Genomic DNA, 23,015 nt, shown 5'->3' on the forward strand with positions numbered 1-23,015 from the left:
TTTATGGTTACGGTTTTATATCACGCAAAATCGGATTCTGCATGGAAATCAGAGTCTCCGTCGATTGAATTTCGTCAATCAGCTGGATTTTACTTGCCAGTACAGAATGCAATTCCGCAATGGTATGCGTCATTACTTTGATAAAAATGGAATAGTTGCCCGTCGTGTAATAGGCTTCCACCACTTCATCAAAGCTTTCTAATTTTTGAATTACCTTGTCATAATCTTTGGCGCTTTTCAGTATAATACCGATAAAACAGCACACATCATAACCCAGTTTACGTTCATCAATGCGAATTTTGGTGCCCTGAATAATGCCCGATTGGCGCATTTTTTCCACCCGCACGTGGATAGTACCGGGACTGACGCCGAAACTTTTCGCCATTTCGGCATAAGGCGTGCGTGCGTCTTTGATTAAAACACGTAAAATTTGTTGATCTAAGCTATCAATATTGTACATATCTAGTCCTGAATTAAATTTATTTTAAAAAATCGAATGTTTTTTATAAAAAATATAGTTGTGCTGTTGTTTTTACATTTAACTATTGAGTTACGTCATATTTTTATTAAATAATATGTAACCGAAATCGGAAACAGACATAAGGTCCATTATAACAATGAAAAAGTCATTTATTTTACAACAACAAGAAATCAGTTTCGCTAAAAATACATTCACCGACAAACTTTCAGAACATTTGGGACTTGTTGAAGTTCAAGGTCCTATCCTAAGCCAAGTGGGCAATGGTATTCAAGATAATCTTTCGGGTATTGAGAAAGCAGTTCAAGTAAATGTGAAACAGATCACAGATGCCACCTTTGAGGTGGTGCATTCTCTGGCGAAATGGAAACGTCATACGCTGGCGCGTTTCGGCTTTGCCGAAAATGAAGGGTTGTTTGTGCATATGAAAGCGCTGCGTCCGGATGAAGATAGCCTAGATCAAACTCATTCCGTGTATGTGGATCAATGGGACTGGGAAAAAGTGATTCCGGCAGGTCGACGTAATTTGGCGTATCTGAAAGAAACTGTACGCGCCATTTATCAGGCGATTTTAGAGACGGAAGATGCAGTTAGCCAAAAATTCGGTCTGGAAAAATTCTTACCGCAAGAGATTACTTTCGTACATAGCGAAGAGTTGGTGCAGCGTTTTCCGGGCATGAACGACAAAGAACGGGAAAATGCAATTTGTAAAGAATACGGTGCAGTGTTTTTAATCGGTATCGGCGGTAAATTATCCGACGGCAAACCGCATGATATGCGTGCGCCGGATTATGACGACTGGACTACGGTGTCGGAAGGCGAATACAAAGGGCTGAACGGCGATATTCTGGTGTGGAATCCAACGCTACAGCGTGCGTTTGAAATTTCGTCGATGGGCATTCGGGTGGATGAAACCGCATTGCGCAAACAGTTGGCGCTGACTAATGACGAAGAGCGGCTGAAATTCGACTGGCATCAGGATTTAATTAACGGGCGTTTACCGCTTTCTATTGGCGGCGGTATCGGGCAATCCCGTTTGGCGATGCTGCTGCTGCATAAAAAACATATCGGCGAAGTGCAATCTAGTGTTTGGCCGAAATCCGTAATGCAGGAATTTGACAATATCCTGTAATTCACAGATAAAAATTCAATATACAAAAAAGTGCGGTAAAAAATACCGCACTTTTTGCTTATTCGGTTTCTACAAAGCCCAGTGCAGTTTCCAGTACGTCAATGCCGGCGCCTGCTTTATGGGCGTTTTCGCTTAAATGCCGCCGCCATTGGAGTGCCCCTTTGCAATGTTGGAACGCGCCAAGCATATGGCGGGTGATGTGATTGAGATAAACGCCCTGACTGAGCTGTCGTTCAATATAAGGAAACATGCTTTCCACCGCCTCGCGCGGGGTGATAATCGGCGCTTGTGCATCGAATAGGGCGCGATCCACATAACCCAGCAGCGCAGGATTTTGATAGGCTGCACGCCCCACCATCACGCCGTCCACATATTGCAGATGCTGCTGCATGTCCGCGATGGTTTTAATACCGCCGTTGATGCTGATCATCAGCTGCGGAAAATCGCGTTTCAGCCGATAAACCCGTGCATAATCCAACGGTGGAATTTCGCGGTTTTCTTTCGGGCTTAATCCGGACAGCCAAGCCTTGCGCGCATGCACGATAAATTCCTGACAACCAGCTTGGTGTACGGTTTGAATGAAATCGCAGAGAAAGTCGTAGCTGTCAAAATCGTCTATGCCGATACGGGTTTTCACCGTGACCGGAATTTCCACCGCACTTTGCATTTGTTTGACGCACTCTGCCACTAACTTCGCATGCGCCATGAGACAGGCGCCGAACATGCCGTTTTGTACCCGATCGGAAGGGCAGCCGACGTTTAGATTGATTTCCTGATAACCACGCTGCTGGGCAAGCTCGGCACAATGACGCAACTGCGCCGGATCGCTGCCGCCGAGCTGAAGCGCAACGGGATTTTCGTGCGGATCGAATGCCAGATGATCATATTTGGCATGTAGCAGCGCGCCGGTGGTGACCATTTCGCTATACAGCAACGCATAGCGGCTGAAACGGCGGTGAAAGTAGCGACAGTGGCGGGTAGTCCAGTCCAGCATCGGCGCGACGGAAAAGCGCGCGCGATAAAAGTGCGGTGAATTTTCGATAAGTTTCATGAATTTTTGGTTTCTGGTTTATTTTCTTCCTGCACCCGTTGGCGAAAACGCCCGGCGGCGAAATGATAAAACGGTTTCGGGTTAAACTGGCGTGAAATAATAGAGGCGATTAAGCAGCAAATCAACAGCCAAAACAATACCGGTTGGCAGCCGGTCATTTCCATTACAATTACGCTGGCAGTAACCGGCGATTGCGTGGCGCCTGCTAGAAATGCCGCCATACACAGCAAGACCAACAAACGCTGATCCACCGCGCCGTCGCTTAGCGCCCAGATTTGTGCGCCGAGACCTGCACCGACGGTCAGGGACGGGGTAAAAATCCCGCCGGCGATGCCCGTCCAGTAGGTCGCGACGGTGGCAAACAGTTTGCTGATGCCTAAATCGGCGCGAGTTGCTTGCCCATCCAGCGCATTAGCGACTACCTGATAGCCGGTACCGTAAGTTTGCCCGTTGCCGTAGGTGCCTAGGGCGGCAAGCAGCAGGCCCAAAACTAGTGCGGTATAAATCGGGTGCCGACATATCCAGCCGCGCATGCGTGCGGGCGCAACGCCGGCGACGCCTTTTGTCAGTAGACGGGCGAAAATACCGCCACAAATGCCACACACCAGACCGCATAGCAGAATCCACAGTAACATATGAGGCACTTCATTTTCCCCTTGATATTGCGGGAAATAGGGATTGTTGCCCTGCAACGCCACCAGAATAAAACCTGCTGCCAATACGCCCAATAAAACGCGGCGTTCCCAGCGCAACATGACGCCGCGACCTAATTCCTCAATGGCGAAAACCACGCCCGCCAGCGGTGCGTTAAATGCCGCCGCCAGACCGCCAGCCGCGCCGGTTGCCATCAGTTCATTGGCGCTCAGACCGTTAAAGGCGACACCGTGTTTACGGCAAAAGTTGCCCCATGCCAGCATGACTGCGGCGCCGACCTGTACGGACGGTCCCTCGCGCCCGACGGAGGCGCCGAACAGCATTGCCAGAAAGGTTAGCGGAATTTTCCATAAGGTTTGCCCGAATGCCAGCAGCTTACTTTTATTGGTACCGTGCGGCAGGCTTAAAGAGGCGATGACCTGCGGAATGCCGCTGCCCGCCACATAGGGCGTATATTTTGGGGTAAACCAAGCCAGTAGCGCCAGTCCGAGCGGTAACACCAGCCATGCCGCCACCGGATATTTCGCACTCCACTGCGCATTCCATGCCAGTCCCAGATCAGCCAGTTTGGCGAAAGTGAGAGAAAACAGCGCAACCAGCGTGGCGCCGAGCAACAGGCAGGCAAATTCAATGCTTTTGCGGGAAATCCGATGGGTTTGGCGGAGTTTTTTATGCAGAATATAGCGTATTCGCGCTGTGATATGTTTCGATATTATCATAGCAACCGATGACTTGATTACAATTGGGCGGATTATATCAGGTTTACCAGCAGCGTTGTAGCGACAGCAGGAGATTGCCGGATAAAATTATGCCGTCGGTGCAAATTCAGGGCGCCGTGTGGCACCCTGAGCGGCGGATTATGCCTGATCGCCGATGAGTACGCTTTCAAGGGCGATTTCGATCATCTCGTTAAAGGTTGACTGGCGCTCTTCGGCGCTGGTTTGTTGATGAGTGCGGATATGATCGGAGACGGTACAGATAGCCAAGGCTTTGGCACCGAATTCCGCCGCCACGGCGTAAATGCCGGCGGCTTCCATTTCTACTCCTAAAATGCCGTATTTTTCCATGACGTCGAACATGTCCACATCCGGCGTATAGAATAAATCGGCGGAGAACAGATTGCCCACCCGTACCTTGATGCCTTTGTGTTTCGCCGCCTGTACTGCTGCTTGGGTCATGTCGAAATCGGCGATGGCAGCAAAGTCGTTGTCTTTAAAACGAATACGATTGACTTTGGAATCGGTACAGGCACCCATACCGATGACGACGTCGCGTACTTGTACGTCCATTCGTACCGCCCCACAGGAACCGACACGGATAATTTTTTGTACCCCATATTCGGTGATCAGCTCTTTGGCGTAAATGGAGCAGGACGGAATTCCCATGCCGTGCCCCATAACGGAAATGCGGCGACCTTTATAGCTGCCGGTGTAACCGAGCATATTGCGCACATTGGTGACTTCCTGCGCGTTTTGCAGGAAGGTTTCGGCGATATATTTGGCGCGCAGCGGATCGCCCGGCATTAGCACAACGTCGGCGAATGCGCCAGCAGGCGCGTTAATATGTGGAGTCATAATGTTGTCCTCTTAGTTGAAATCAATAATGGAAGTTCCGTAATCCATGGCGGATAAGCCAAAATAATGCGCAATGGTCTGTCCGATATCGGCAAAAGTCTGGCGTTTGCCCAGAAACTGTTTCGGTATGCGAGCGCCGTAAATCAGTACCGGAATATGTTCGCGCGTGTGATCGCTGCCTTGCCAAGTCGGATCGCAGCCGTGATCGGCGGTGAAAATTACAATATCGTTATCCGTCACCAGTTCCAGCAGTTCGGGAATGCGGCTGTCGAAATATTCCAGTGCGGCGGCATAACCCGCCACATCGCGACGATGCCCGTAATCAGAGTCGAAATTGACGAAATTGGTAAAAACGATAGTATTTTCGCCCGCTCTTTTTATTTCGGTCAGGGTTTTGTCAAATAATTCCGCAATGCCGGTCGCTTTCACTTTTCGGGTAATGCCGGTGTGGGCGTAAATGTCGGCGATTTTACCGATAGAGACCACCTCGCCGTGTTGTTCTTCCACCAGCTTTTGTAATACGGTTTTGGCCGGCGGTTCGACGGCATAATCTTTACGGTTGCCAGTGCGGCTGAATTCGCCGGCTTTCGCGCCGACAAACGGGCGGGCGATCACCCGACCGATATTATAATCCGCCAGTTCTTCGCGCACGATTTGGCATAGTTCATACAGTTTTTCTAGCCCGTAGGTTTCTTCGTGGCAGGCAATCTGGAATACCGAATCGGCAGACGTGTAGAAAATCGGTTTGCCGGTTTTCATATGTTCTTCGCCGAGCTTGTCCAAAATGACGGTACCCGACGAATGGCAATTGCCGAGATAGCCCGGGATGCCGGATTTTTGTACGATACGATCTAATAATTCCTGCGGGAAACTGTTTTCGTGTTGTGGAAAATATCCCCAGTTGAATAACACCGGCACGCCGGCGATTTCCCAGTGACCCGACGGCGTATCTTTACCGGAAGAGATTTCCTGTGCGTAGGCATAGCCGCCGATAAGCTCCGGCTGTGCCTCGAAACCGGCGGGCAGCTGACCGGCGGATTGCTGTGCCGCCAGCCCTAACCCCAGTTTTTCCAAATTCGGTAAGTGCAGCGGCCCTTGGCGCTCTGAATTATCTGCGTTTCCCGCCGCACATTGTTGGGCGATATGCCTGAGCGTATTTGCGCCCTGATCACCGAATTTGTCCGCGTCATCGCTGGCGCCGATACCGAAAGAATCTAACATCATGATAAATACACGTTTCATACTCACCTCTCTTACCTCTGTAGCAAACGTTTTCGTTGCCCTTATAATGACAACACCACGAACTGGGTCGTGGTGTCGTGATAAAACTGGTTAAAATAATACCGCACTTTATAGTGCTGCACCACTCAATCCGATAAATAATCCCGCAATCGTGGCGCTCATCAGATTCGCCAGCGAGCCTGCGATAACCGCTTTGATCCCCAAACGGGCGATGTCGCCGCGCCGATTCGGCGCCATACCACCTAAGCCACCGATCAAAATGGCGATAGAACTGAAGTTGGCAAAACCGCACAGCGCAAAAGTGATAATTGCTTTAGTTTTATCACCCAGCTGCACCGCCGCATCCGCCGCCAGATAAGGGGCGAATTCCAGATAGCCAACGAATTCGTTAATCGCCAGTTTGGTACCGATCATGCGTCCGGCGATTTGTGCTTCTTCCCACGGCACGCCGATAATCCATGCTAACGGTCTGAACACCCAGCCGAAAATTAGACCGAGGGAGAGATCCGGCATATCGAACCATGCGCCGATACCGCCCAGCATGCCGTTAATCAACGCGATCAATGCCACGAACGCCACCAACATGGCGCCCACGTTTAATGCCAATTGCATACCGGAAGACGCCCCGGCTGCGGCGGCATCCAGAATATTGGCAGGTTTTTCCAGATCGACTTTTTCAATATCATCGTTGAATTTCTGCGTTTGCGGAATCAAAATCTTCGCGAATAACAACCCTGCCGGTGCGGCCATAAAGGAGGCAGCGATCAAATACGGTAGCGGCACGCCCATGCCAGCATAGCCCGCCATTACGGAGCCAGCAATAGACGCCAGCCCGCCGCACATCACTGCGAATAATTCCGATTCGGTCATTTTGCTGATATAAGGTTTGACTACCAGCGGCGCTTCGGTTTGCCCCACGAAAATATTGGCTGCGGCGGACATGGATTCCGCTTTGGAGGTACCCAAAGCTTTTTGTAGCGCACCACCAATGACTTTAATCACCCATTGCATCACCCCGATATAATACAGCAGGGAAATTAACGAGGAGAAAAAGACGATAATTGATAATACTTTCACGGCGAACACAAAACCGACGGTCTCGGTATTCGCCAGTCCGCCGAAGACGAAGGCGATCCCTTCGTTGCCGTAGGCAATCACTTTACTGATCGCATCCGCCATGCCTAACAGCACGTCACGACCAGCCGGCACATAAAGAATAAGCGCACCCATCGCGATTTGAATCAATAAGGCGCCGAGTACGGTGCGCAGATTGATGGCACGACGATTGGTGGATAGTAATACGGCGATCGCCAACAGGGCGAAAATACCGATTACACTGATTAGGGTGTCCATAATCGAATTCCTCAAATTGAAATAACACGTTGATATAAAACAGCGAAATGATTTTATCTTTTTTTTCATTGAAAATCTTGTGTCAATATCAAGAAATGTGAAGGCAAGCGATTGCGATGCATGAAATCTAAACGATTTTTTAAATGATTTAGCTATATGTTATTGCCAATATCTTGTTGGGCGAATCGATTTTTTCCATTATTATTGCTGTAATCAATAAAAATGACGATATTATTATGAGACATAAGTTTAGGGTTTTGCCGAAAACCGCGTGGACGGCGACCGCTTTCTGGCGTCTGGAGCGGAAGCCGTTATCGGTGTTGCTGATGTCGCTCAGCGTTATCGGCATCGGTGAAGGATTTTTGCTGTTATCGAATCTGGGTTCCGCCCCATGGACGGTATTATCGCAAGGCGTTTCCTTGCAGGGCGGTTTCAGCGTCGGTTGGGCGTCGCTGATTGTTAGTTGTCTGGTGATGCTGGCGTGGTTTCCACTGAAACTGAAACCGGGCATCGGCACTTTGCTCAATGTGCTGGTGATTGCGTTGTGGCTGGGGCTGACCACCGCGTTTCTGGCGCCACCGCAGGCATTGTTGACGCGTGCGCTGTATGCACTGATCGGGATTTTACTGTTCGGAATCGGATCGGCATTTTATTTAACCTGTCATCAGGGCGCCGGACCGCGCGACGGGCTGATGGTGGGATTATGTCATCGTTTCCATTGGAAAGTCGGCGTTGTGCGCACTGTGATTGAAGTGAGCGTGTGCCTGCTCGGTTTTTTGCTCGGCGGTACGGTCGGTATCGGCACTTTGTTGTTCGCTTTTTCTATCGGCTGGCTTATGCAGCTGACCCTTTCTGTGATTGTACGCTGCCACCGCGCCGAGCGTGCCGCACCGTAATAAATGGAGGATAAAGTGCGGTGCTTTTTTGCCGACTTTCTTAACCTCGGTGAATCGGTTAAAATGAAGCCCGCGTTACCAACCGCCCTCATTATTAAGGATAAATTATGCCGACCATAAGCGTCGCGATGATTGTAAAAAACGAACAGCAGGATCTCGCCCAATGTTTAGACAGCGTGAAGGACTGGGTTAACGAGATCGTGATTGTAGATTCCGGCAGTACGGACGATACCGAAGCCATTGCCTTGCGTTACGGCGCAAAGTTTTATCGACATACCGACTGGCAGGGATTCGGCAAACAGCGCCAGCGTGCGCAGCAGTATGTCAGTAGCGATTATGTATTGTGGCTGGATGCCGACGAACGGGTCAGTGATGCACTGCGCCGTTCTATTATACAAGCGGTGGCGGAAAATGCGCGGAATACGGTTTATCAGATCGGTCGTTTGAGCGAAGTGTTCGGACGCGAAATTCGGCATTCCGGCTGGTATCCCGATTATGTGGTGCGCCTGTATCAAACCGATTTTGCCCGCTACGGCGACGAGCTGGTACACGAACGGGTGCATTATCCCGCCAGCGCGCAGGTGAAAAAATTAACCGGCGATCTGTATCATTACACCTATAAAGATGTGCAGCATTATCTGGTTAAATCCGCCAGTTATGCTGCCGCGTGGGCGCAGCAGAAAGCCGCTGACGGGAAAAAGGGGTCGTTGCTGCAAGGGATTACGCACGCACTCGGTTGTTTTGTAAAAATGTACATTCTCAAAGCGGGCTTTTTAGACGGCAAACAAGGCTTGCTGCTTGCGCTGCTTTCTACCCATTCCACTTTTGTCAAATATGCGGATTTATGGGTTAGAACCAAAGATCGCTGACATCGCCGAAATTACCAAAAATGACAAAGTGCGGTGAAAATTACCTCAATTTCCACCGCACTTTTGTTTTATTGCCATTGCCGACGGATAAAAGGTCGTATTTGTTGCAGCGCTTGATGAATATCGATTACGCTCAGATCTGTCTGAAACTGTTTTTGCGGCGGCGGGCAAAATGCCAAATGGCGCTCAGGCTGATTAATCGGCTGCCAGCGCAACGGAATCGCCGAACGGCGGCTCGGATAAAAACCGATGGTCGGAATATTCAGCGCGCCGCTGAGATGCAGCGGTCCGGTGGAGCCGGCGATAAACATATCGGCACAAGATAAAGAACGGGCGAAATCTGCCAGCCCATCGTTTTTATCGTAAACCACCACTTGCGGATGGTTGACCGCGTGTGCCAGGGCTTGTGCTTTTTCACTTTCATGTGGCCCCGCCGTTAAAACCACATAGCAATTGAAGGTTTGCAATACGCCTTTAATCAGCTGCGCATATTGCGCGGCGGACAGATTATTGGCGGAACCGCCGGAACCGCTGTGTACGAACAGCCATTTTTTATCGGCGCTAATCGCCAGCATGCGGCACAGTTTTTCTCGCTGATTTTGCACCGCACTTTGCGCAAAGGTTAAATACGGCGGTTGGGCTTCGCGCAGCGGTATTTGCTGCTCCTGCAAAAAATGACGCACCAGATCGCGGTTGTATTCAAACTCGGGTTTTGCCGATTGGGAACGGCGTTGCGTCAGGCGGCGGTTATATAAAAACTGAAATAATTTGGTGGCGGGCGCCAACCGGTATCTAATGCCGCTGCGCCAAGTCAACTTGGCGTTGTACCAATCGGACACAAAACTTATCACGGCGTCAAAGTGGCGGGCTTTAACGGCATTCAGTACCCGGTTAAATTCGTCCGCATCGGTTTTATCTTTGGCATCGATAATAATGTTATCAATATAAGGGCAAAGTTCCGCCAGTGGTGCGGTGTATGGCGGCACCAGCGCAGTAATTTCAATGTTCGGCGCCGATTGTTTGAGCGCGGCGAGGGCGGGAAAGGAAAGCACGAAATCGCCCAGTTTATCATTGCGGATCGCAAGTAATTTCTGCATAAATATGGCTCTTAATGAAATGGAATGCGATATTCTATCAAATCCGACCGCACTTTACAGCGCGGGGCGGCAAAAACCGAGTTTTACCTTGCTTTTTTCGCGAAAAAGAGTATGATCCCCAGGCTTTTTGTCTATATATACAGAGAAAAAAGTAAGCATTCCCACTCCTTCGAGGTGGGTCTTCTTTTCGCATTAAACATTTAGAGGAAGGTTATGGTAACCATTCGTTTATCTCGTGGCGGAGCTAAAAAACGCCCATTCTATCAAATTGTTGTGGCGGACAGCCGCTGCCCGCGCGACGGTCGTTTTATCGAGCGCGTTGGTTTTTTCAACCCGTTGGCAACCGGTAACGCAGAACGTCTGCGCATCAATCTGGAACGTGTTAACGCTTGGGTTGAAAAGGGCGCATCGTTATCCGACCGCGTTGCTTCTTTAGTTAAAGAAGCGCAAAAAGCTGCGTAATCGCAGATTTTAAGGTTATAGGTGAATAAAATGGAACGGCAGAGCATGGAAGTAGTTGGCAAATTGGGTTCAACTTACGGAATTCGCGGTTGGTTGCGTATTTATTCATCCACAGAGCAGACCGAAAGTATTTTTGATTACCAGCCTTGGTTTTTGAAAATTAAAGGTCAATGGCAGCCGACCGAGCTGGAAAGCTGGAAACATCATAATCACGAGCTGATCGTGAAACTAAAAAACGTAGATGACAGAGAAACCGCGCAGGCACTTGCCAATGTGGAAATTGGCGTGGACTTGAGCGTGTTTCCGGTGCTGGAGGAAGGCGATTATTACTGGCACGATTTAATCGGCTGTCAGGTCGTCAATCTACAGGGATACGCGATGGGAATCGTCACCGAAATGATGGAGACTGGTTCCAATGATGTTTTGGTGGTCCGTGCTGGCGCCAAAGACGCTTTCGGCAAACAAGAACGCTTAATTCCGTTCTTGTATGAACAAGTAGTTAAAAGAGTGGATCTCGCCACCAAGACTATTGAGGTGGATTGGGACGCTGGTTTCTAATCTCAGGTATGCCGTTAGGCTTATGCAGTAACATTTTGACCCAAAAGGTGACGCAAATGTGGATCGGGATTATTAGTCTTTTCCCCGAAATGTTTAAAGCTGTGACGGAATACGGGGTAACGGGACGAGCCGTTAAACACAATCTCTTGCAGGTGCAATGCTGGAATCCGCGCGATTTCACCGTTGACAAACATAAAACCGTGGACGACCGCCCTTACGGCGGCGGACCGGGTATGCTGATGATGGTACAACCATTACGTGATGCAATCCGGGCGGCGAAAGCGGCGGCAGGAGACGGCGTGAAAGTGATTTATCTTTCACCGCAGGGACGTAAGCTGGCGCAGTCCGGCGTGACGGAGCTTGCCAAAAATCAAAAAATGATTCTGGTATGCGGACGTTATGAGGGCATTGACGAACGGCTGATTCAAACCGAAATTGATGAGGAATGGTCGGTCGGCGATTACGTTCTAACTGGCGGAGAACTGCCGGCAATGACGTTGATTGACGCCGTCGCCCGCTTTATCCCCGGTGTGTTGGGCAAACAGGCTTCCGCACAGGAAGATTCGTTTGCCGACGGTTTGCTGGACTGCCCGCATTATACGCGTCCGGAAGTGTTGGACGATTTAAGCGTGCCGCCCGTGCTGATGTCGGGAAATCACGCGGAAATCCGCAAATGGCGATTAAAACAATCCCTTGAGCGGACGTGGTTACGACGCCCTGAGCTATTGGAAAGCCTAGCTCTGACTGACGAACAACGCAAGCTGTTGAATCAGATTCAATCTGAACACAGATAGCATCAGTTAACTCTAGGATTTTAGAAGGATTAATACAAATGAGTAACATCATTAAACAACTTGAACAAGAACAGTTAAAACAAAATGTACCGAGCTTCCGCCCGGGTGATACGTTAGAAGTTAAAGTATGGGTGGTTGAAGGCAGCAAACGTCGTCTGCAAGCATTCGAAGGCGTGGTTATCGCAATTCGTAACCGCGGTTTGCACAGCGCTTTTACATTACGTAAAGTGTCTAACGGCGTAGGCGTTGAACGTGTCTTCCAGACTCATTCGCCGGTTATCGACAGTATTGCAGTGAAACGTAAAGGTGCGGTACGTAAAGCGAAACTTTACTACTTACGTGAACGTTCAGGTAAATCCGCACGTATCAAAGAACGTCTCGGTGACTAATCCTCACATTGAAGACAAAGCTCGGATATTTTCCGAGCTTTTTTAGTTTAAGCGCGATGGCGTTCAGCGATTAATTTTTTCCTACTTTCGCCAATTTCGACCAGTTATAGTAACCGTACAGCGAGTTAAGCAGATAAGCACCGTACATCAGATACATCGCCGGGGTGTCCGCCCACAGTACAATAGACAGTACGTTAATCACAATCCACAGCAGCCATTGTTCGCTGTAACGCAGGATCATCAGTAACTGCGCTGCAATCACCAATACGGTTGTCACACCGTCCAGCCCGATAGAGTTGCCGTCGGTGGTTTTTAACACGGCGATAAAGGCCAGGGAACCGATAACCACCGCGCCGATTAATGCCAGCCAGCCTTTTGCCGACAGGAATTTGGCGATAACGGTTTCCGCTTTGTCGGCGCCGTTGCGCATGTTTTCTTTCCACAGGAAATAGCCGATGAATTGCGCCGGAATATATACGTATAATGCGGTGGTCATTTCACCGTAAAATTTGTTATCCAGCGACACATAAAAATAACTGTAAGCAAAAATCAAGCCGAAGAAATAATTACTGATTTTGCCCTTACCGACAAACACCACGCACAAAATGCCGGAAATACCGGCAATTACCTCCAGTAGCGAGACCGGATCTAGCACATAAGCGATAATTTGTGCCGCTAGAAAGATGCACAGCCAGAGCACTTCAAAAGATTTCCAGCCGCCGAAAAATTCGTTTTTTAGGGTTTGCGAGAGATTCATGCGTATTGCTCCTGTTGATGAGAAGGAAAAAATTCGTTTGATTTTTGCACCGCACTTTTCATATGTCAAGCAGCTGCATTCTTTGAAAACATTCTTATTATTGCAGCAAAATTGTAATATATATTTTCGTTTCTTTTTATCCTTAACCCCGCTAAAATAGCCGACCGTTTTTTTGACAATCAAAGAGAGTAAAAAGAGCATGGCATCCTTTGCGGTGGGGCAGCGCTGGCTTAGCGAAAGTGAAAATAACCTTGGGCTGGGAATTGTGACCGAAGCCGACCGGCGGACGGTAACGTTGTTTTTTCCGGCGGCGGATGAGCGCCGGATCTATGCCTTGGCAACGGCGCCTTTACTGCGGGTGCAGTATCAGATCGGCGATACGCTAACCCATGCGCAGGGCTGGCAGGCGGAAGTGCTGAATGTCGAGGCGCGCAATCAACTGTGGTTTTATTTGGTGCGGCGGCTTGATACTGTAGAGCAGTGCGTTGTCAGCGAAATTGAACTGGCACACCGCATCGTTTTCAGCAAACCGCAGGCGCGTTTATTTTCCGCACAGATTGATCGCAGCGTGCATTTTGCGATACGTTATCAGGCGCTGTGTCATCAGCAGGCGCAATATCAATCGCCGTTACGCGGACTGCGCGGCGCGCGCGCGGCGTTAATTCCGCACCAGCTGCATATCGCCAGAGAAGCGGGCGGGCGGATAGCTCCGCGTATATTGTTGGCAGATGAAGTGGGGTTGGGCAAAACCATTGAAGCGGGGATGATTCTACAGCAGCAACTGTTGGCGGAAAAAGCGGAACGCGTGCTGATTATCGTGCCGGAAAATCTTCAGCATCAATGGTTGGTGGAAATGCTGCGTCGTTTTAATCTGTCCTTTTCGCTGTTTGATGAAGAACGCTGCGCCGACCTTGACGCGACAGCGGACAATGCTGCCACCAATCCGTTTCACAGTGAAAATTTGATGATCTGTTCCCTTGATTGGCTGACAGCACAGCCAAAACGTGCTGCGCAGCTGTTGGAAGGTGCGTTTGATTTGTTGATTGTCGATGAGGCGCATCATTTGCGTTGGTCGGAGGCGGTACCAAGCCTGTCTTATCAGCTCGTAGCGCAGCTGGCACAACGTATTCCGGCGGTATTGTTGCTGACCGCCACTCCACAGCAGCTGGGGCAGGAAAGCCATTTTGCACGTTTACGGCTGCTTGATCCGGAGCGTTTTTATGATTACGACGCCTTTTTGCAGGAGCAGCAACAGTATCAACCGGTGGCGGAAGCAGTGCAATCCCTGTTGGCGGAGCAGCCTTTAACCCCCGCGCAGCAAAATCATTTAACTGAATTATTAGCGGAACAGGATATTGAACCGCTGCTGAAAATCATCAATTCTCAGGCGACCACGATGCAACGCGATGCGGCGCGACAGGAACTGATCGCAAGTTTGATCGACCGCCACGGTACCGGCAGGCTGCTGTTTCGCAATACCCGACAGGGTGTGAAAGGCTTTCCGTCACGCATTTATCATCAGATTAAGTTAAACATGCCGGCGCAATATCAGAATGCGATTAAGGTGCTGGCGCGATTTGGCGATACTGAGCCGGCAGATTTATTTTATCCTGAACAGATGTTCAGCAAAATGAATCCGCAGGCGGCATGGTGGGACTTTGACCCGCGGTTGGACTGGTTGATCACGTTCTTGAAAAGTCATCGGACGGAAAAAATCCTGGTGATTTGCCGACAGGCGGAAACCGCCGTTCAACTGGAACGCGCACTGCGTGAAAAAGAAGGCATTCGCAGCGCACTGTTCCACCAGAATATGTCGATTGTAGAGCGTGACCGAGCGGCGGCTTATTTTGCTCAACAGGAAGATGGCGCGCAGGTGCTGCTAAGTTCGAGTATCGGCTCCGAAGGGCGTAATTTCCAATTTGCCGCGCATTTGGTTTTGTTCAATTTGCCGGATAATCCGGATTTGTTGGAACAATGTATCGGTCGGCTGGATCGTATCGGGCAGCGGCAGACGGTGAAGATTTATGTTCCTTGTTTTGATGACAGCCCGCAATTATTGCTGGCGCAATGGTATCATCAAGGGCTGAATGCTTTTGAGGAAACCTGTCCGATGGGCGCAGCACTGTTTACAAAGTGCGGTGAAAAATTGCATAGTTTTTTACAAAATCCTACCGCACTTGACGGATTTGACGCTTTTATCGCACAAACCCGTGCACAACGCCAGCAACTGAAACAAGCGCTGGAAAACGGACGTGATCGGTTGCTGGAGCTGAATTCCAACGGCGGCGAAGCGGCAGTACAACTGGCGGAAGATATCGCCGCGCAGGACGGCAGCCCGCAACTGATGGATTTTGCATTCAATCTCTTTGATATTATCGGATTGGAGCAAGAAGATATTGGCGAGCAAACCCTAGTTATCCGCCCGAGCGGAACCATGCTGGTGCCGGATTTCCCGGGGTTGAAAGAAGAAGGCGTCAGCTTAACGTTTGATCGTCAGCTGGCGTTGGCGCGCGAAGAGTTGGAATTTCTCAGTTGGGATCATCCGCTGATACGTCATGGCATTGATTTAATCACTTCCGGTGATATTGGCAAAAGTGCGGCGGCATTATTGGTCAATAATGCGCTGCCGGTGGGAACGCTGTTGCTGGAAACCGTGTTTGTGGTGGAAACGCAGGCGCCGAAAGGGTTACAATTAAGCCGTTTTCTGCCGCCGACGCCGATTCGCCTGTTACTGGATGCCAACGGCAATGAGCTGGGCGAACGGGTGTCTTTCGACGGATTACAGAAACAGCTTAAACCGATGGGCAGAAGCATGGCGAACAAGCTGGTTAAAATGCTGCGCCCGCAGATTGAAAGTTTATTGACCGTGGCACAGCAGCATATCGAACTGCCGGCGCAACGCTGTATTCGACAGGCCCAAACGCGTGCCGAGCAGCAACTGAGCGCCGAGCTGAATCGTCTGCGCGCATTGCAGGCGGTCAATAAAAATATTCATCAGCAGGAAATTGACACGCTGGAACGGCAGCAAATGCAGATCGTCATGGAAATCCGCAGCGCGACTTGGCGACTGGATAGCTTGCGGCTGATCGTCAGTAATAAAGTATAACCAAGCGATAGCGCGACCGTTAAGCGCGCAAAGAGAGTAAACATGGCGTTAATCGATTATCGTCCGCCGACCGAACCTTGGCTGGATGTGGTGTATCATGATGATCATATTTTGGTGCTGAATAAACCGAGCGGGCTGCTTTCCGTACCCGGTAATCAACCGCAGTATTATGACAGCGCGATGTCGCGGGTGAAAGACAAATATGGATTTTGCGAACCGGCGCACCGTCTGGACATGGCGACCAGCGGCATTTTGCTGTTTGCCATGAGTAAAGCGGCGGATAAGGCGCTTAAGCGCCAGTTTCGCCAGCGCGAAGTAAGTAAATCCTATCAGGCGCTGGTGTGGGGACATCTGGCAAAAAATGAAGGCACGGTGAACCTGCCGTTGATTTGCGATTGGGAAAACCGTCCGCGCCAGAAAATTTGTTTTGTGCAGGGCAAAAGTGCGGTGACGCATTATCACGTTTTGGCGCGTCTGCCGGATAATCGTACGCGAGTGAGGCTGATACCAGTTACCGGGCGCTCACACCAGCTGCGTTTGCATATGTTAGCCTTGGGACATCCGATTCTGGGCGATAAATTTTATGCCCACCCGCAGGCGAAAGCTATGTCACCGCGGTTGTGTCTGCATGCCGAACGCCTGCAAATCAGCCATCCGCTGAGCGGTGAGTTTATGTGTTTTGACACGCCGGCGCCGTTTTAGCTTCAACTTATACCTGTCAGCGGCAGGAAAACATGGTAATTATAGTGAGAATTATCCGTTTGGATGTTACAATCCGTGATTAAATTTATAATTAAGAGATAACATTATGGCTCGTCAAAAGAAAACCCGCCGCATCACCGATATTATGCCGGCACGCAAAACGGATAAGCGTGCGGAAGAACAACCGTCCCGCCCGGGGCGCAGCAAAACCCGCTACGAGCTGGATGCTAAGGCGCGTGAGGAAAAACGCAAGAAAAAACATAAAGGCTTGGCTGCCGGCTCCCGCCATAGCGCGCAGGAAAATAATCGGAAGGCAGCGACAGTAGAACAGCGCGATCCGCGTTTGGGCAGCCGTAAAAAAGTGCCGTTGATGGTGGAATTTGTGAATAAACCGGAACAAGGTTTGCATCTGCACGCGCAGAAAACGGCGGTAAAACCACCGCACTTGGATCCGCAGCGCGAATTGGAACAGCTAGAAAATAATGAATGCCTGAATCAGTTGCTGGATGAACTGGATGCCGGTAAAACGCTCAGCGCCGACGATCAGCGCTTTGTGGACGACTGTCTGGCACGCATTGCTCAGTTAATGGAAACACTGGGCATTGAGGATGAAGAAGAAAACGACGACGATTTATACCGCACTTTTGAAACGATGGATATCAACCGATTCAGATAAGTTATGTGGAAAACCATTTTATTGTTGCTCGGTGTATTGATTATCGCCGGTTTGATCGCTTATACCGTCTATTTGCTGGCGGCGTTGCAAAAACAGAAAAAAGCCTTTGCGCAGGCACGCGCGGCGCGGATTGAACGTTTAAAACAGAGCATTGTGATGATCGCCGCTGCGATGCAAAACGGCGACTGCAATCATTCGGAAGGGGTGATCCGATTGAAAATGCTGCTTGAACCATTGGGTAAACCGTTAAAACAGTATGCCGCCATGTTTGCCTTGTATGAAGTGGTGATGGATATGCCGACCCACGAGGCGCGCCGTGCTTTGCCGAAAAACGAGCGTATGCGTTTGGATTTGCAACGCGAAAGCGCCGAGGCGGAGCTGGAACAAAAAATTATGTTGGAGTTACGGCAATTATTAGCCGATATGGAACAAATCCGGGGGGAACTTGAATGTCGGACATCACATGGGATTTGGCGTTAATTCAGAAATACAATCAGTCGGGACCGCGTTACACGTCTTATCCGACGGCACTGGAATTTAACCAAGAATATACCGAGGCAGATTTTGAAACCGCGGCGGCGCGCTATCCTGACCGCCCGTTATCGTTGTATGTGCATATTCCGTTTTGCCACAAGCTGTGTTATTTCTGCGCCTGCAATAAGGTGATTACTCGCCATCAGCACAAAGCGGATATTTATCTGGATTATCTGGAAAAGGAAATCAGCAACCGCGCCGGGTTATTTGCATCTCGCCGGGTAACGCAAATTCACTGGGGTGGCGGTACGCCGACCTATTTAACCGAACACCAGTCCGCCCGTTTGATGAATATGTTGCGTGAGCATTTCCACATCGACCCGCAGGCGGAAATCAGTATTGAAATGGATCCGCGCGAAATTGAGCTGAGTATGCTGGAACATTTGCGCAAAATCGGCTTTAATCGTATCAGCATGGGCGTACAGGATTTCAATAAAGCGGTGCAGAAAGCGGTTAACCGCGAGCAGGACGAAGCCTTTATCCGTGCCTTGTTAATCCGTGCGCGCGAGTTGGGTTTTACCTCAACCAATCTAGATCTGATTTACGGTTTACCGCTGCAAACCGTAGACAGCTTTATGTTTACCCTGCAAAAAGTGATTGAACTCAATCCTGATCGGTTGAGCGTTTTCAATTATGCGCATTTGCCGAGCCGTTTCGCTGGACAGGCGAAAATTAAAGATGCGCAGTTGCCGAGCCCGGAAACCAAACTGACGATTTTGCAGAAAACCATCGAAACGTTGAACGGCGCCGGTTATCGTTTTATCGGTATGGATCACTTTGCCAAACCAGATGACGAGTTGGCGATTGCCCAGCAAAACGGCGTGTTGCACCGCAATTTTCAGGGTTATACCACACAAGAAGAGTGTGATTTGCTGGGGCTGGGCGTGTCGGCGATCAGCCTGTTAGGCGACACTTACGCACAGAATCAGAAAGAGCTGAAGCATTATTATGCGGCGCTGGAAACACAGGGTATCGCCTTGCATAAAGGGTTGGTGCTGACGCAGGAAGATTGCCTGCGCCGTGATGTGATTAAGCAGCTGATTTGTAATTTCAAACTGGATTATCGCCCAATTGAACGGCAGTACGGTATTGATTTTAGTCAGCATTTTGCCGAAGATCTGGCGCTGCTACAGCCTTTGGCGCAAGACGGACTGATTGAAATCAACCCACAGGGATTACAGGTTTCATCTAAAGGTCGCTTATTGATCCGTAATATTTGCCTGTGTTTTGATACCTATTCCCGCCAACAGGCAAAACAGCAGCAGTTTTCCAGAATTATTTAGTCGGCGCACGGCAGTTGCGGTCGCGTCGTCGTTGTAATTGTTTCATTCGGCTTAAAAGTGCGGTGAAAATTTTTATTTTTTCACCGCACTTTTTGATTGTCGGATTATTCGCCGTCCTGTATCCGTCGTATTGCGCGCGCAATGGCATAAGGTATCGAGCCGCCGTGGTTTTGCCGTGCGATTAACTCAAATTCCACTGGATAGCCTTGTTGGCGCAACTGTTGGCTCAATTGTTCCGCCGTGAATATTTGTCGACGTTGCATGATTTTATCCAACCGTTGTGCAGTCATTGTCGGGTCTGCCGTCGGCGTTGCTTCGTATTCTCCCAACGTAATCAACATTGAGGCGGGCGACGGCGTGATCCAAGGTGTTTGGCGCGGCAAAAAGGCGGCGTTGTCCCACCACAGTGATGGGCTGGCGAGAATATAATGATCAAACAGTTGTGGTTGGTTGAATAGGATGTAAAGCCCGAATAATCCGCCGAAAGAATGCCCGAAAAAATAGCGTTGCCGGGTGGCAATCGGATACTGCGCCGCTATACGCGCAATGACTTTGCTACGGATAACGTGCAGAAATTCTGCCGCGCCACCGCCGGCGGAGAATGCGGCACCTTGCGCTGGAAATGTGTAATCACGGGTACGTTGATTCACAAAATATGCCTGTTCGCCGCTATAGCCGATCCCGATAATCAGCGGTAAAGTGCGGTCGGTTTTGACCGCGTTTACGGCAAGGGGAAACTGTGCGTTGGCGTCCAGTAAATATAACACGGGCAGTGGTGCCGACCATTGTTTCGGCGCGGCGATAAACAGACGATATGCCTTGTTTGCTACGCTGAGCTCTTCAGTGGTGATATTAAAGTGATCGTACATAGTTGGGTTTATCGGCTGGATTTGTTGACTCGGTGTGGCATTGCTTATCGCCGCGAGGAAAAACGCGACAATGTCGATTATCAGGTAATGCAATTTGTTCATCTGATTAGACCGTACCGCGCCTCGGGCAAGCAAGCGCGGTCTTCGTTTCGGCTTTAAAAGGTCAGTGTCGCGTTTGCCCAGTATCTGCGACCGTCTTCCGGCAACCAGTTGCCGCCGTCGGTATTGATGGCGTCGGCGCGCGCATTACCGATATTTAATACGGCGACATTCAGCAGGATATTTTTGCTGATTTGGTAATTTACGCCGACATCCAGCGTGTTGTAAGCAGCGCGGTAACGTGCAATATTTTTACTGTCGCCGTTACGCGGGTTCGCCCAGATTTGACGTCCCTGATAGTGCCAGCGGGCATAGGCATCCAGATTTTCGCGCAGTTGCCAGTTCAGTTTCGCCGTAGCCGAATGTTTCGGGGTGTTGTTCAGCGGATAACCTTGCAGTGATTGACCTGAGGCGGCGCGATCCTCATCGGTTTTGCGTTTCGAGTGCTGATAGGTATAGCTGAGATCCAACGACCATTGCAGGTTAAACGGAAGGTGCGCGGTCAGCTCAACGCCTTTGATGTTGGCTTTGCCGATATTGCTGTATTCGTATAGATTTGCGCCAGTTATTGGGTCGGTCGTCCCCAAGCCGTAGCTGGTCAGTTTGTTGTTAAAATCGGTATTAAACAGTGTGGCGGACAAATTTAACCCAGACAGGCGGGTATAACTAAACCCGATTTCCTGATTAACACTGGTTTCCGGCTTCAGATTCGGATTGCCATAAATCACGCCAGCACCGTTTTGCGTGGATGTGACGTAATCCGCGCTGGTTTCACGGATTCCCGGGGCTTTAAACGCTTTTGCCACGCCGCCTTTCAGCGTGAGTGCTTGGTTAAGGTGATAAACCAGATAGGCTCTCGGGTTCCAGTGCGTACCATAGGTTTTATGATGGTCCAAGCGTGTGCCGAGAGTCAGCAGCAAGTTATCAGTCAGGCTGATCTCATCTTCCACAAACAGCGCTTTTTGAATGGCTTTATTGGTTGAGGTTTTAAAATTGGCAATAGAACGGTTTCCGCTGCGAGTGACGCTGATGACCGAATCATCATGCAGTTCAGCATGTTGATATTGTCCGCCAAAGACAAAGAAATGCCGATTAACCGGCAGCATGAATTTAGCGTCAAATACCGTATTGGTAATTTCCGGTCGGCGGCTGTTATACCCGCTCGGCGTTTTAATTTGTCGTTTGGCTTTTTCCTGATACAAACTGAATTCGGAACTCATCGTACCCCAATCGCCGTAATGGCTTAACGCCCAATGGTTGCGGCTGACGATAGTTTCGGAAGCGGTGTTTTGGGTAATAACGCCAGCACGATTTGTCGTCGCGGCAAGGGATTTCCCCGGATGTTGCGCTTTTTGCTGTACGTTGCGGCCAGCTTCCAGGGTAAATTTTTGTTTATCTGTCGGGGTGAAAACGAGTTTAGTGTTGATGTTTTTATTTTCTTTTTTATTCAAACCGCCGACAAATTCGTCTTCCTGACGATAATCGCCGCCGCCGTAGAGCTGTATGCCAAGTTTGTGCGCAATTAGCGGACCGGACAGGAAGAAATTGCCCTGATAGCCGTTACCAGATTTGCCGTCGTCATGTATGATTCCGCCGGAAGACAGCGAACCTGTCCAATTTTCGCTGACATCCTTGGTGATGATATTCACCACGCCCCCCATTGCATCGGAACCGTAAAGCGAGGACATCGGTCCGCGAATGACTTCAATACGTTCGATGGCACCAATAGGAGGAATAAAACCGCCTTCAAAGCCACCGTTGCCGTTGGGACGTGATTCACGAGTGTTTTGACGTCTGCCGTCAACCATGATCAGGGTATAATCGGCGGGGAGTCCGCGAATTGAAATATCCTGAGTATTCGCACTTGAACCACCGGCGCTTACGCCCGGCACATCTTGTAGGGCGTCAGTTAAATCGCTTATTGGTTTGCTGCGCAATGATTGCTGATTAACCACCGTCACGCTTGCCGGCGCGTCTTTCAAATCCTGAACCGCACCTGAAGCGGTCACAACGATAGCGTTCAGTTCCTCAGTTTGAGATTGTTCGGCGGATACTGTTGCTGCAAGACAACTCGAGACGACCGTACTGTAAATTAATGTCTTCTTCATTAGTGGCGGATTTCCTGTGAATTTTAATGTTAATGAGAATCGTAATAATTTAACATGCAAAACATGGATTGCAAGTTAAAAGTTAACGGTGGGAAAGGTTGGGGCAAAATAACAAACCGCACGTAAAACGTGCGGTTTTTAGACTACCCTATAGGGCGTTATTACTTCACATGCCTCTCAAGAGGCATAGGAAAAACGGACAACTACATGATGACGCTATAGTTTACTCCTTGAGAGGGAGTATGGCCGCACTTTTATCCTTGACTTTGCTGTAAATTGCTTGCGAGATTTCTTCGTAAATCGGTTCATCAGCAGATTTTGATCTCGGTTTA

The 23,015-nt window shown here is 49.7% G+C and carries 22 protein-coding genes; 12 read left to right on the forward strand and 10 right to left on the reverse strand.

Going from position 1 to position 23,015, the window contains the following annotated elements; translation table 11 throughout:
- Positions 1 to 7: 7 nt before the first annotated feature.
- Positions 8 to 460: a transcriptional regulator AsnC gene (gene asnC / locus BN3349_RS10330; protein ID WP_040977292.1), complete on the reverse strand. Its 453-nt coding sequence runs from the start codon at positions 458 to 460 to the stop codon at positions 8 to 10.
- A 157-nt stretch (positions 461 to 617) separates the two neighbouring features.
- Here asnC and asnA point away from each other — a divergent pair, with 157 nt between their 5' ends.
- Positions 618 to 1,610 carry an aspartate--ammonia ligase gene (gene asnA / locus BN3349_RS10335; protein ID WP_040977293.1) on the forward strand — a complete coding sequence of 331 codons (993 nt, stop codon included), beginning with the start codon at positions 618 to 620 and terminating at the stop codon, positions 1,608 to 1,610.
- A 58-nt stretch (positions 1,611 to 1,668) separates the two neighbouring features.
- On the opposite strand, the gene dusA is transcribed toward asnA, so the two are convergent.
- From dusA to BN3349_RS10360, 5 genes are all read right to left on the reverse strand, one after another.
- The gene (gene dusA, locus BN3349_RS10340) at positions 1,669 to 2,661 is read right to left on the reverse strand and encodes a tRNA dihydrouridine(20/20a) synthase DusA (protein WP_040977294.1); all 993 of its coding nucleotides are present in this window, start codon (positions 2,659 to 2,661) and stop codon (positions 1,669 to 1,671) included.
- Positions 2,658 to 4,034 (reverse strand): chloride channel protein, encoded by a 1,377-nt coding sequence (locus BN3349_RS10345; RefSeq protein ID WP_040977296.1) that lies wholly within the window; start codon positions 4,032 to 4,034, stop codon positions 2,658 to 2,660. Before BN3349_RS10345 ends, dusA begins: the two co-directional genes overlap by 4 nt.
- Before the next feature lie 138 nt (positions 4,035 to 4,172).
- A complete protein-coding gene (gene deoD / locus BN3349_RS10350; protein WP_040977297.1) occupies positions 4,173 to 4,889 on the reverse strand; it encodes a purine-nucleoside phosphorylase in 717 nt (238 codons plus the stop codon).
- Positions 4,890 to 4,901: 12 nt separating this feature from the next.
- Positions 4,902 to 6,131 (reverse strand): phosphopentomutase, encoded by a 1,230-nt coding sequence (locus tag BN3349_RS10355; protein WP_040977298.1) that lies wholly within the window; start codon positions 6,129 to 6,131, stop codon positions 4,902 to 4,904.
- Between the two features lie 108 nt (positions 6,132 to 6,239).
- Positions 6,240 to 7,484 carry a NupC/NupG family nucleoside CNT transporter gene (locus BN3349_RS10360; protein WP_040977299.1) on the reverse strand — a complete coding sequence of 415 codons (1,245 nt, stop codon included), beginning with the start codon at positions 7,482 to 7,484 and terminating at the stop codon, positions 6,240 to 6,242.
- Positions 7,485 to 7,720: 236 nt separating this feature from the next.
- On the opposite strand from BN3349_RS10360, the gene yczE reads away from it, so the two are divergent.
- Complete coding sequence (yczE, locus tag BN3349_RS10365; RefSeq protein WP_040977321.1) at positions 7,721 to 8,380, forward strand: membrane protein YczE; 660 nt, start codon at positions 7,721 to 7,723, stop codon at positions 8,378 to 8,380.
- A 107-nt stretch (positions 8,381 to 8,487) separates the two neighbouring features.
- On the forward strand, positions 8,488 to 9,249 hold the full coding sequence (locus tag BN3349_RS10370; protein ID WP_040977300.1) for a glycosyltransferase family 2 protein: 762 nt from the start codon (positions 8,488 to 8,490) through the stop codon (positions 9,247 to 9,249).
- A 68-nt stretch (positions 9,250 to 9,317) separates the two neighbouring features.
- Here the strand turns inward: BN3349_RS10370 and BN3349_RS10375 are convergent, their stop codons facing one another.
- The gene (locus BN3349_RS10375) at positions 9,318 to 10,346 is read right to left on the reverse strand and encodes a glycosyltransferase family 9 protein (RefSeq protein ID WP_040977301.1); all 1,029 of its coding nucleotides are present in this window, start codon (positions 10,344 to 10,346) and stop codon (positions 9,318 to 9,320) included.
- A gap of 213 nt (positions 10,347 to 10,559) precedes the next feature.
- Between BN3349_RS10375 and rpsP the strand changes: the two genes are divergently transcribed.
- From rpsP to rplS, 4 genes are read left to right on the forward strand one after another with little or no spacing between them, the layout of a single operon-like run.
- Positions 10,560 to 10,808 (forward strand): 30S ribosomal protein S16, encoded by a 249-nt coding sequence (rpsP, locus tag BN3349_RS10380; protein ID WP_040977302.1) that lies wholly within the window; start codon positions 10,560 to 10,562, stop codon positions 10,806 to 10,808.
- 30 nt (positions 10,809 to 10,838) lie between these two features.
- Positions 10,839 to 11,366 (forward strand): ribosome maturation factor RimM, encoded by a 528-nt coding sequence (gene rimM / locus BN3349_RS10385; protein WP_040977303.1) that lies wholly within the window; start codon positions 10,839 to 10,841, stop codon positions 11,364 to 11,366.
- Positions 11,367 to 11,422: 56 nt separating this feature from the next.
- A complete protein-coding gene (gene trmD / locus BN3349_RS10390) occupies positions 11,423 to 12,160 on the forward strand; it encodes a tRNA (guanosine(37)-N1)-methyltransferase TrmD (RefSeq protein WP_040977305.1) in 738 nt (245 codons plus the stop codon).
- Between the two features lie 38 nt (positions 12,161 to 12,198).
- Positions 12,199 to 12,549 carry a 50S ribosomal protein L19 gene (gene rplS / locus BN3349_RS10395; RefSeq protein ID WP_032108105.1) on the forward strand — a complete coding sequence of 117 codons (351 nt, stop codon included), beginning with the start codon at positions 12,199 to 12,201 and terminating at the stop codon, positions 12,547 to 12,549.
- Positions 12,550 to 12,619: 70 nt separating this feature from the next.
- Here rplS and pnuC read toward each other — a convergent pair whose 3' ends face one another.
- Positions 12,620 to 13,306 carry a nicotinamide riboside transporter PnuC gene (gene pnuC / locus BN3349_RS10400; protein ID WP_040977308.1) on the reverse strand — a complete coding sequence of 229 codons (687 nt, stop codon included), beginning with the start codon at positions 13,304 to 13,306 and terminating at the stop codon, positions 12,620 to 12,622.
- Positions 13,307 to 13,505: 199 nt separating this feature from the next.
- Here pnuC and rapA point away from each other — a divergent pair, with 199 nt between their 5' ends.
- From rapA to hemN, 5 genes are all read left to right on the forward strand, one after another.
- On the forward strand, positions 13,506 to 16,412 hold the full coding sequence (gene rapA / locus BN3349_RS10405) for an RNA polymerase-associated protein RapA (RefSeq protein ID WP_040977310.1): 2,907 nt from the start codon (positions 13,506 to 13,508) through the stop codon (positions 16,410 to 16,412).
- Positions 16,413 to 16,454: 42 nt separating this feature from the next.
- Positions 16,455 to 17,114, forward strand: a complete 660-nt coding sequence (rluA, locus tag BN3349_RS10410) for a bifunctional tRNA pseudouridine(32) synthase/23S rRNA pseudouridine(746) synthase RluA (RefSeq protein ID WP_040977312.1) — start codon at positions 16,455 to 16,457, stop codon at positions 17,112 to 17,114.
- Positions 17,115 to 17,220: 106 nt separating this feature from the next.
- Positions 17,221 to 17,790: a Der GTPase-activating protein YihI gene (gene yihI, locus BN3349_RS10415; protein WP_040977313.1), complete on the forward strand. Its 570-nt coding sequence runs from the start codon at positions 17,221 to 17,223 to the stop codon at positions 17,788 to 17,790.
- 3 nt (positions 17,791 to 17,793) lie between these two features.
- Positions 17,794 to 18,270, forward strand: a complete 477-nt coding sequence (locus BN3349_RS10420) for a DUF2489 domain-containing protein (RefSeq protein WP_048736656.1) — start codon at positions 17,794 to 17,796, stop codon at positions 18,268 to 18,270.
- Positions 18,240 to 19,607, forward strand: coding sequence for an oxygen-independent coproporphyrinogen III oxidase (gene hemN / locus BN3349_RS10425; RefSeq protein ID WP_040977314.1), 1,368 nt, complete (start codon positions 18,240 to 18,242; stop codon positions 19,605 to 19,607). The genes BN3349_RS10420 and hemN overlap by 31 nt, the downstream gene beginning before the upstream one ends.
- 104 nt (positions 19,608 to 19,711) lie before the next feature.
- Here the strand turns inward: hemN and BN3349_RS10430 are convergent, their stop codons facing one another.
- The gene (locus BN3349_RS10430) at positions 19,712 to 20,578 is read right to left on the reverse strand and encodes an alpha/beta hydrolase (RefSeq protein ID WP_048736658.1); all 867 of its coding nucleotides are present in this window, start codon (positions 20,576 to 20,578) and stop codon (positions 19,712 to 19,714) included.
- Between the two features lie 53 nt (positions 20,579 to 20,631).
- On the reverse strand, positions 20,632 to 22,683 hold the full coding sequence (locus BN3349_RS10435; protein WP_040977315.1) for a TonB-dependent receptor domain-containing protein: 2,052 nt from the start codon (positions 22,681 to 22,683) through the stop codon (positions 20,632 to 20,634).
- Positions 22,684 to 23,015: the final 332 nt, after the last annotated feature.

It is taken from the genome of Necropsobacter massiliensis, from assembly GCF_000827595.2.
Lineage (GTDB): Bacteria > Pseudomonadota > Gammaproteobacteria > Enterobacterales > Pasteurellaceae > Necropsobacter > Necropsobacter massiliensis.

What these genes read in the sequence shown, in the direction of transcription:
- asnC (WP_040977292.1), bottom strand. Translation starts at nt 460, where the DNA reads ATGTACAATATTGATAGCTTAGATCAACAAATTTTACGTGTTTTAATC.
- asnA (WP_040977293.1), top strand. Translation starts at nt 618, where the DNA reads ATGAAAAAGTCATTTATTTTACAACAACAAGAAATCAGTTTCGCTAAA.
- dusA (WP_040977294.1), bottom strand. Translation starts at nt 2,661, where the DNA reads ATGAAACTTATCGAAAATTCACCGCACTTTTATCGCGCGCGCTTTTCC.
- BN3349_RS10345 (WP_040977296.1), bottom strand. Translation starts at nt 4,034, where the DNA reads ATGATAATATCGAAACATATCACAGCGCGAATACGCTATATTCTGCAT.
- deoD (WP_040977297.1), bottom strand. Translation starts at nt 4,889, where the DNA reads ATGACTCCACATATTAACGCGCCTGCTGGCGCATTCGCCGACGTTGTG.
- BN3349_RS10355 (WP_040977298.1), bottom strand. Translation starts at nt 6,131, where the DNA reads ATGAAACGTGTATTTATCATGATGTTAGATTCTTTCGGTATCGGCGCC.
- BN3349_RS10360 (WP_040977299.1), bottom strand. Translation starts at nt 7,484, where the DNA reads ATGGACACCCTAATCAGTGTAATCGGTATTTTCGCCCTGTTGGCGATC.
- yczE (WP_040977321.1), top strand. Translation starts at nt 7,721, where the DNA reads ATGAGACATAAGTTTAGGGTTTTGCCGAAAACCGCGTGGACGGCGACC.
- BN3349_RS10370 (WP_040977300.1), top strand. Translation starts at nt 8,488, where the DNA reads ATGCCGACCATAAGCGTCGCGATGATTGTAAAAAACGAACAGCAGGAT.
- BN3349_RS10375 (WP_040977301.1), bottom strand. Translation starts at nt 10,346, where the DNA reads ATGCAGAAATTACTTGCGATCCGCAATGATAAACTGGGCGATTTCGTG.
- rpsP (WP_040977302.1), top strand. Translation starts at nt 10,560, where the DNA reads ATGGTAACCATTCGTTTATCTCGTGGCGGAGCTAAAAAACGCCCATTC.
- rimM (WP_040977303.1), top strand. Translation starts at nt 10,839, where the DNA reads ATGGAACGGCAGAGCATGGAAGTAGTTGGCAAATTGGGTTCAACTTAC.
- trmD (WP_040977305.1), top strand. Translation starts at nt 11,423, where the DNA reads ATGTGGATCGGGATTATTAGTCTTTTCCCCGAAATGTTTAAAGCTGTG.
- rplS (WP_032108105.1), top strand. Translation starts at nt 12,199, where the DNA reads ATGAGTAACATCATTAAACAACTTGAACAAGAACAGTTAAAACAAAAT.
- pnuC (WP_040977308.1), bottom strand. Translation starts at nt 13,306, where the DNA reads ATGAATCTCTCGCAAACCCTAAAAAACGAATTTTTCGGCGGCTGGAAA.
- rapA (WP_040977310.1), top strand. Translation starts at nt 13,506, where the DNA reads ATGGCATCCTTTGCGGTGGGGCAGCGCTGGCTTAGCGAAAGTGAAAAT.
- rluA (WP_040977312.1), top strand. Translation starts at nt 16,455, where the DNA reads ATGGCGTTAATCGATTATCGTCCGCCGACCGAACCTTGGCTGGATGTG.
- yihI (WP_040977313.1), top strand. Translation starts at nt 17,221, where the DNA reads ATGGCTCGTCAAAAGAAAACCCGCCGCATCACCGATATTATGCCGGCA.
- BN3349_RS10420 (WP_048736656.1), top strand. Translation starts at nt 17,794, where the DNA reads ATGTGGAAAACCATTTTATTGTTGCTCGGTGTATTGATTATCGCCGGT.
- hemN (WP_040977314.1), top strand. Translation starts at nt 18,240, where the DNA reads ATGTCGGACATCACATGGGATTTGGCGTTAATTCAGAAATACAATCAG.
- BN3349_RS10430 (WP_048736658.1), bottom strand. Translation starts at nt 20,578, where the DNA reads ATGAACAAATTGCATTACCTGATAATCGACATTGTCGCGTTTTTCCTC.
- BN3349_RS10435 (WP_040977315.1), bottom strand. Translation starts at nt 22,683, where the DNA reads ATGAAGAAGACATTAATTTACAGTACGGTCGTCTCGAGTTGTCTTGCA.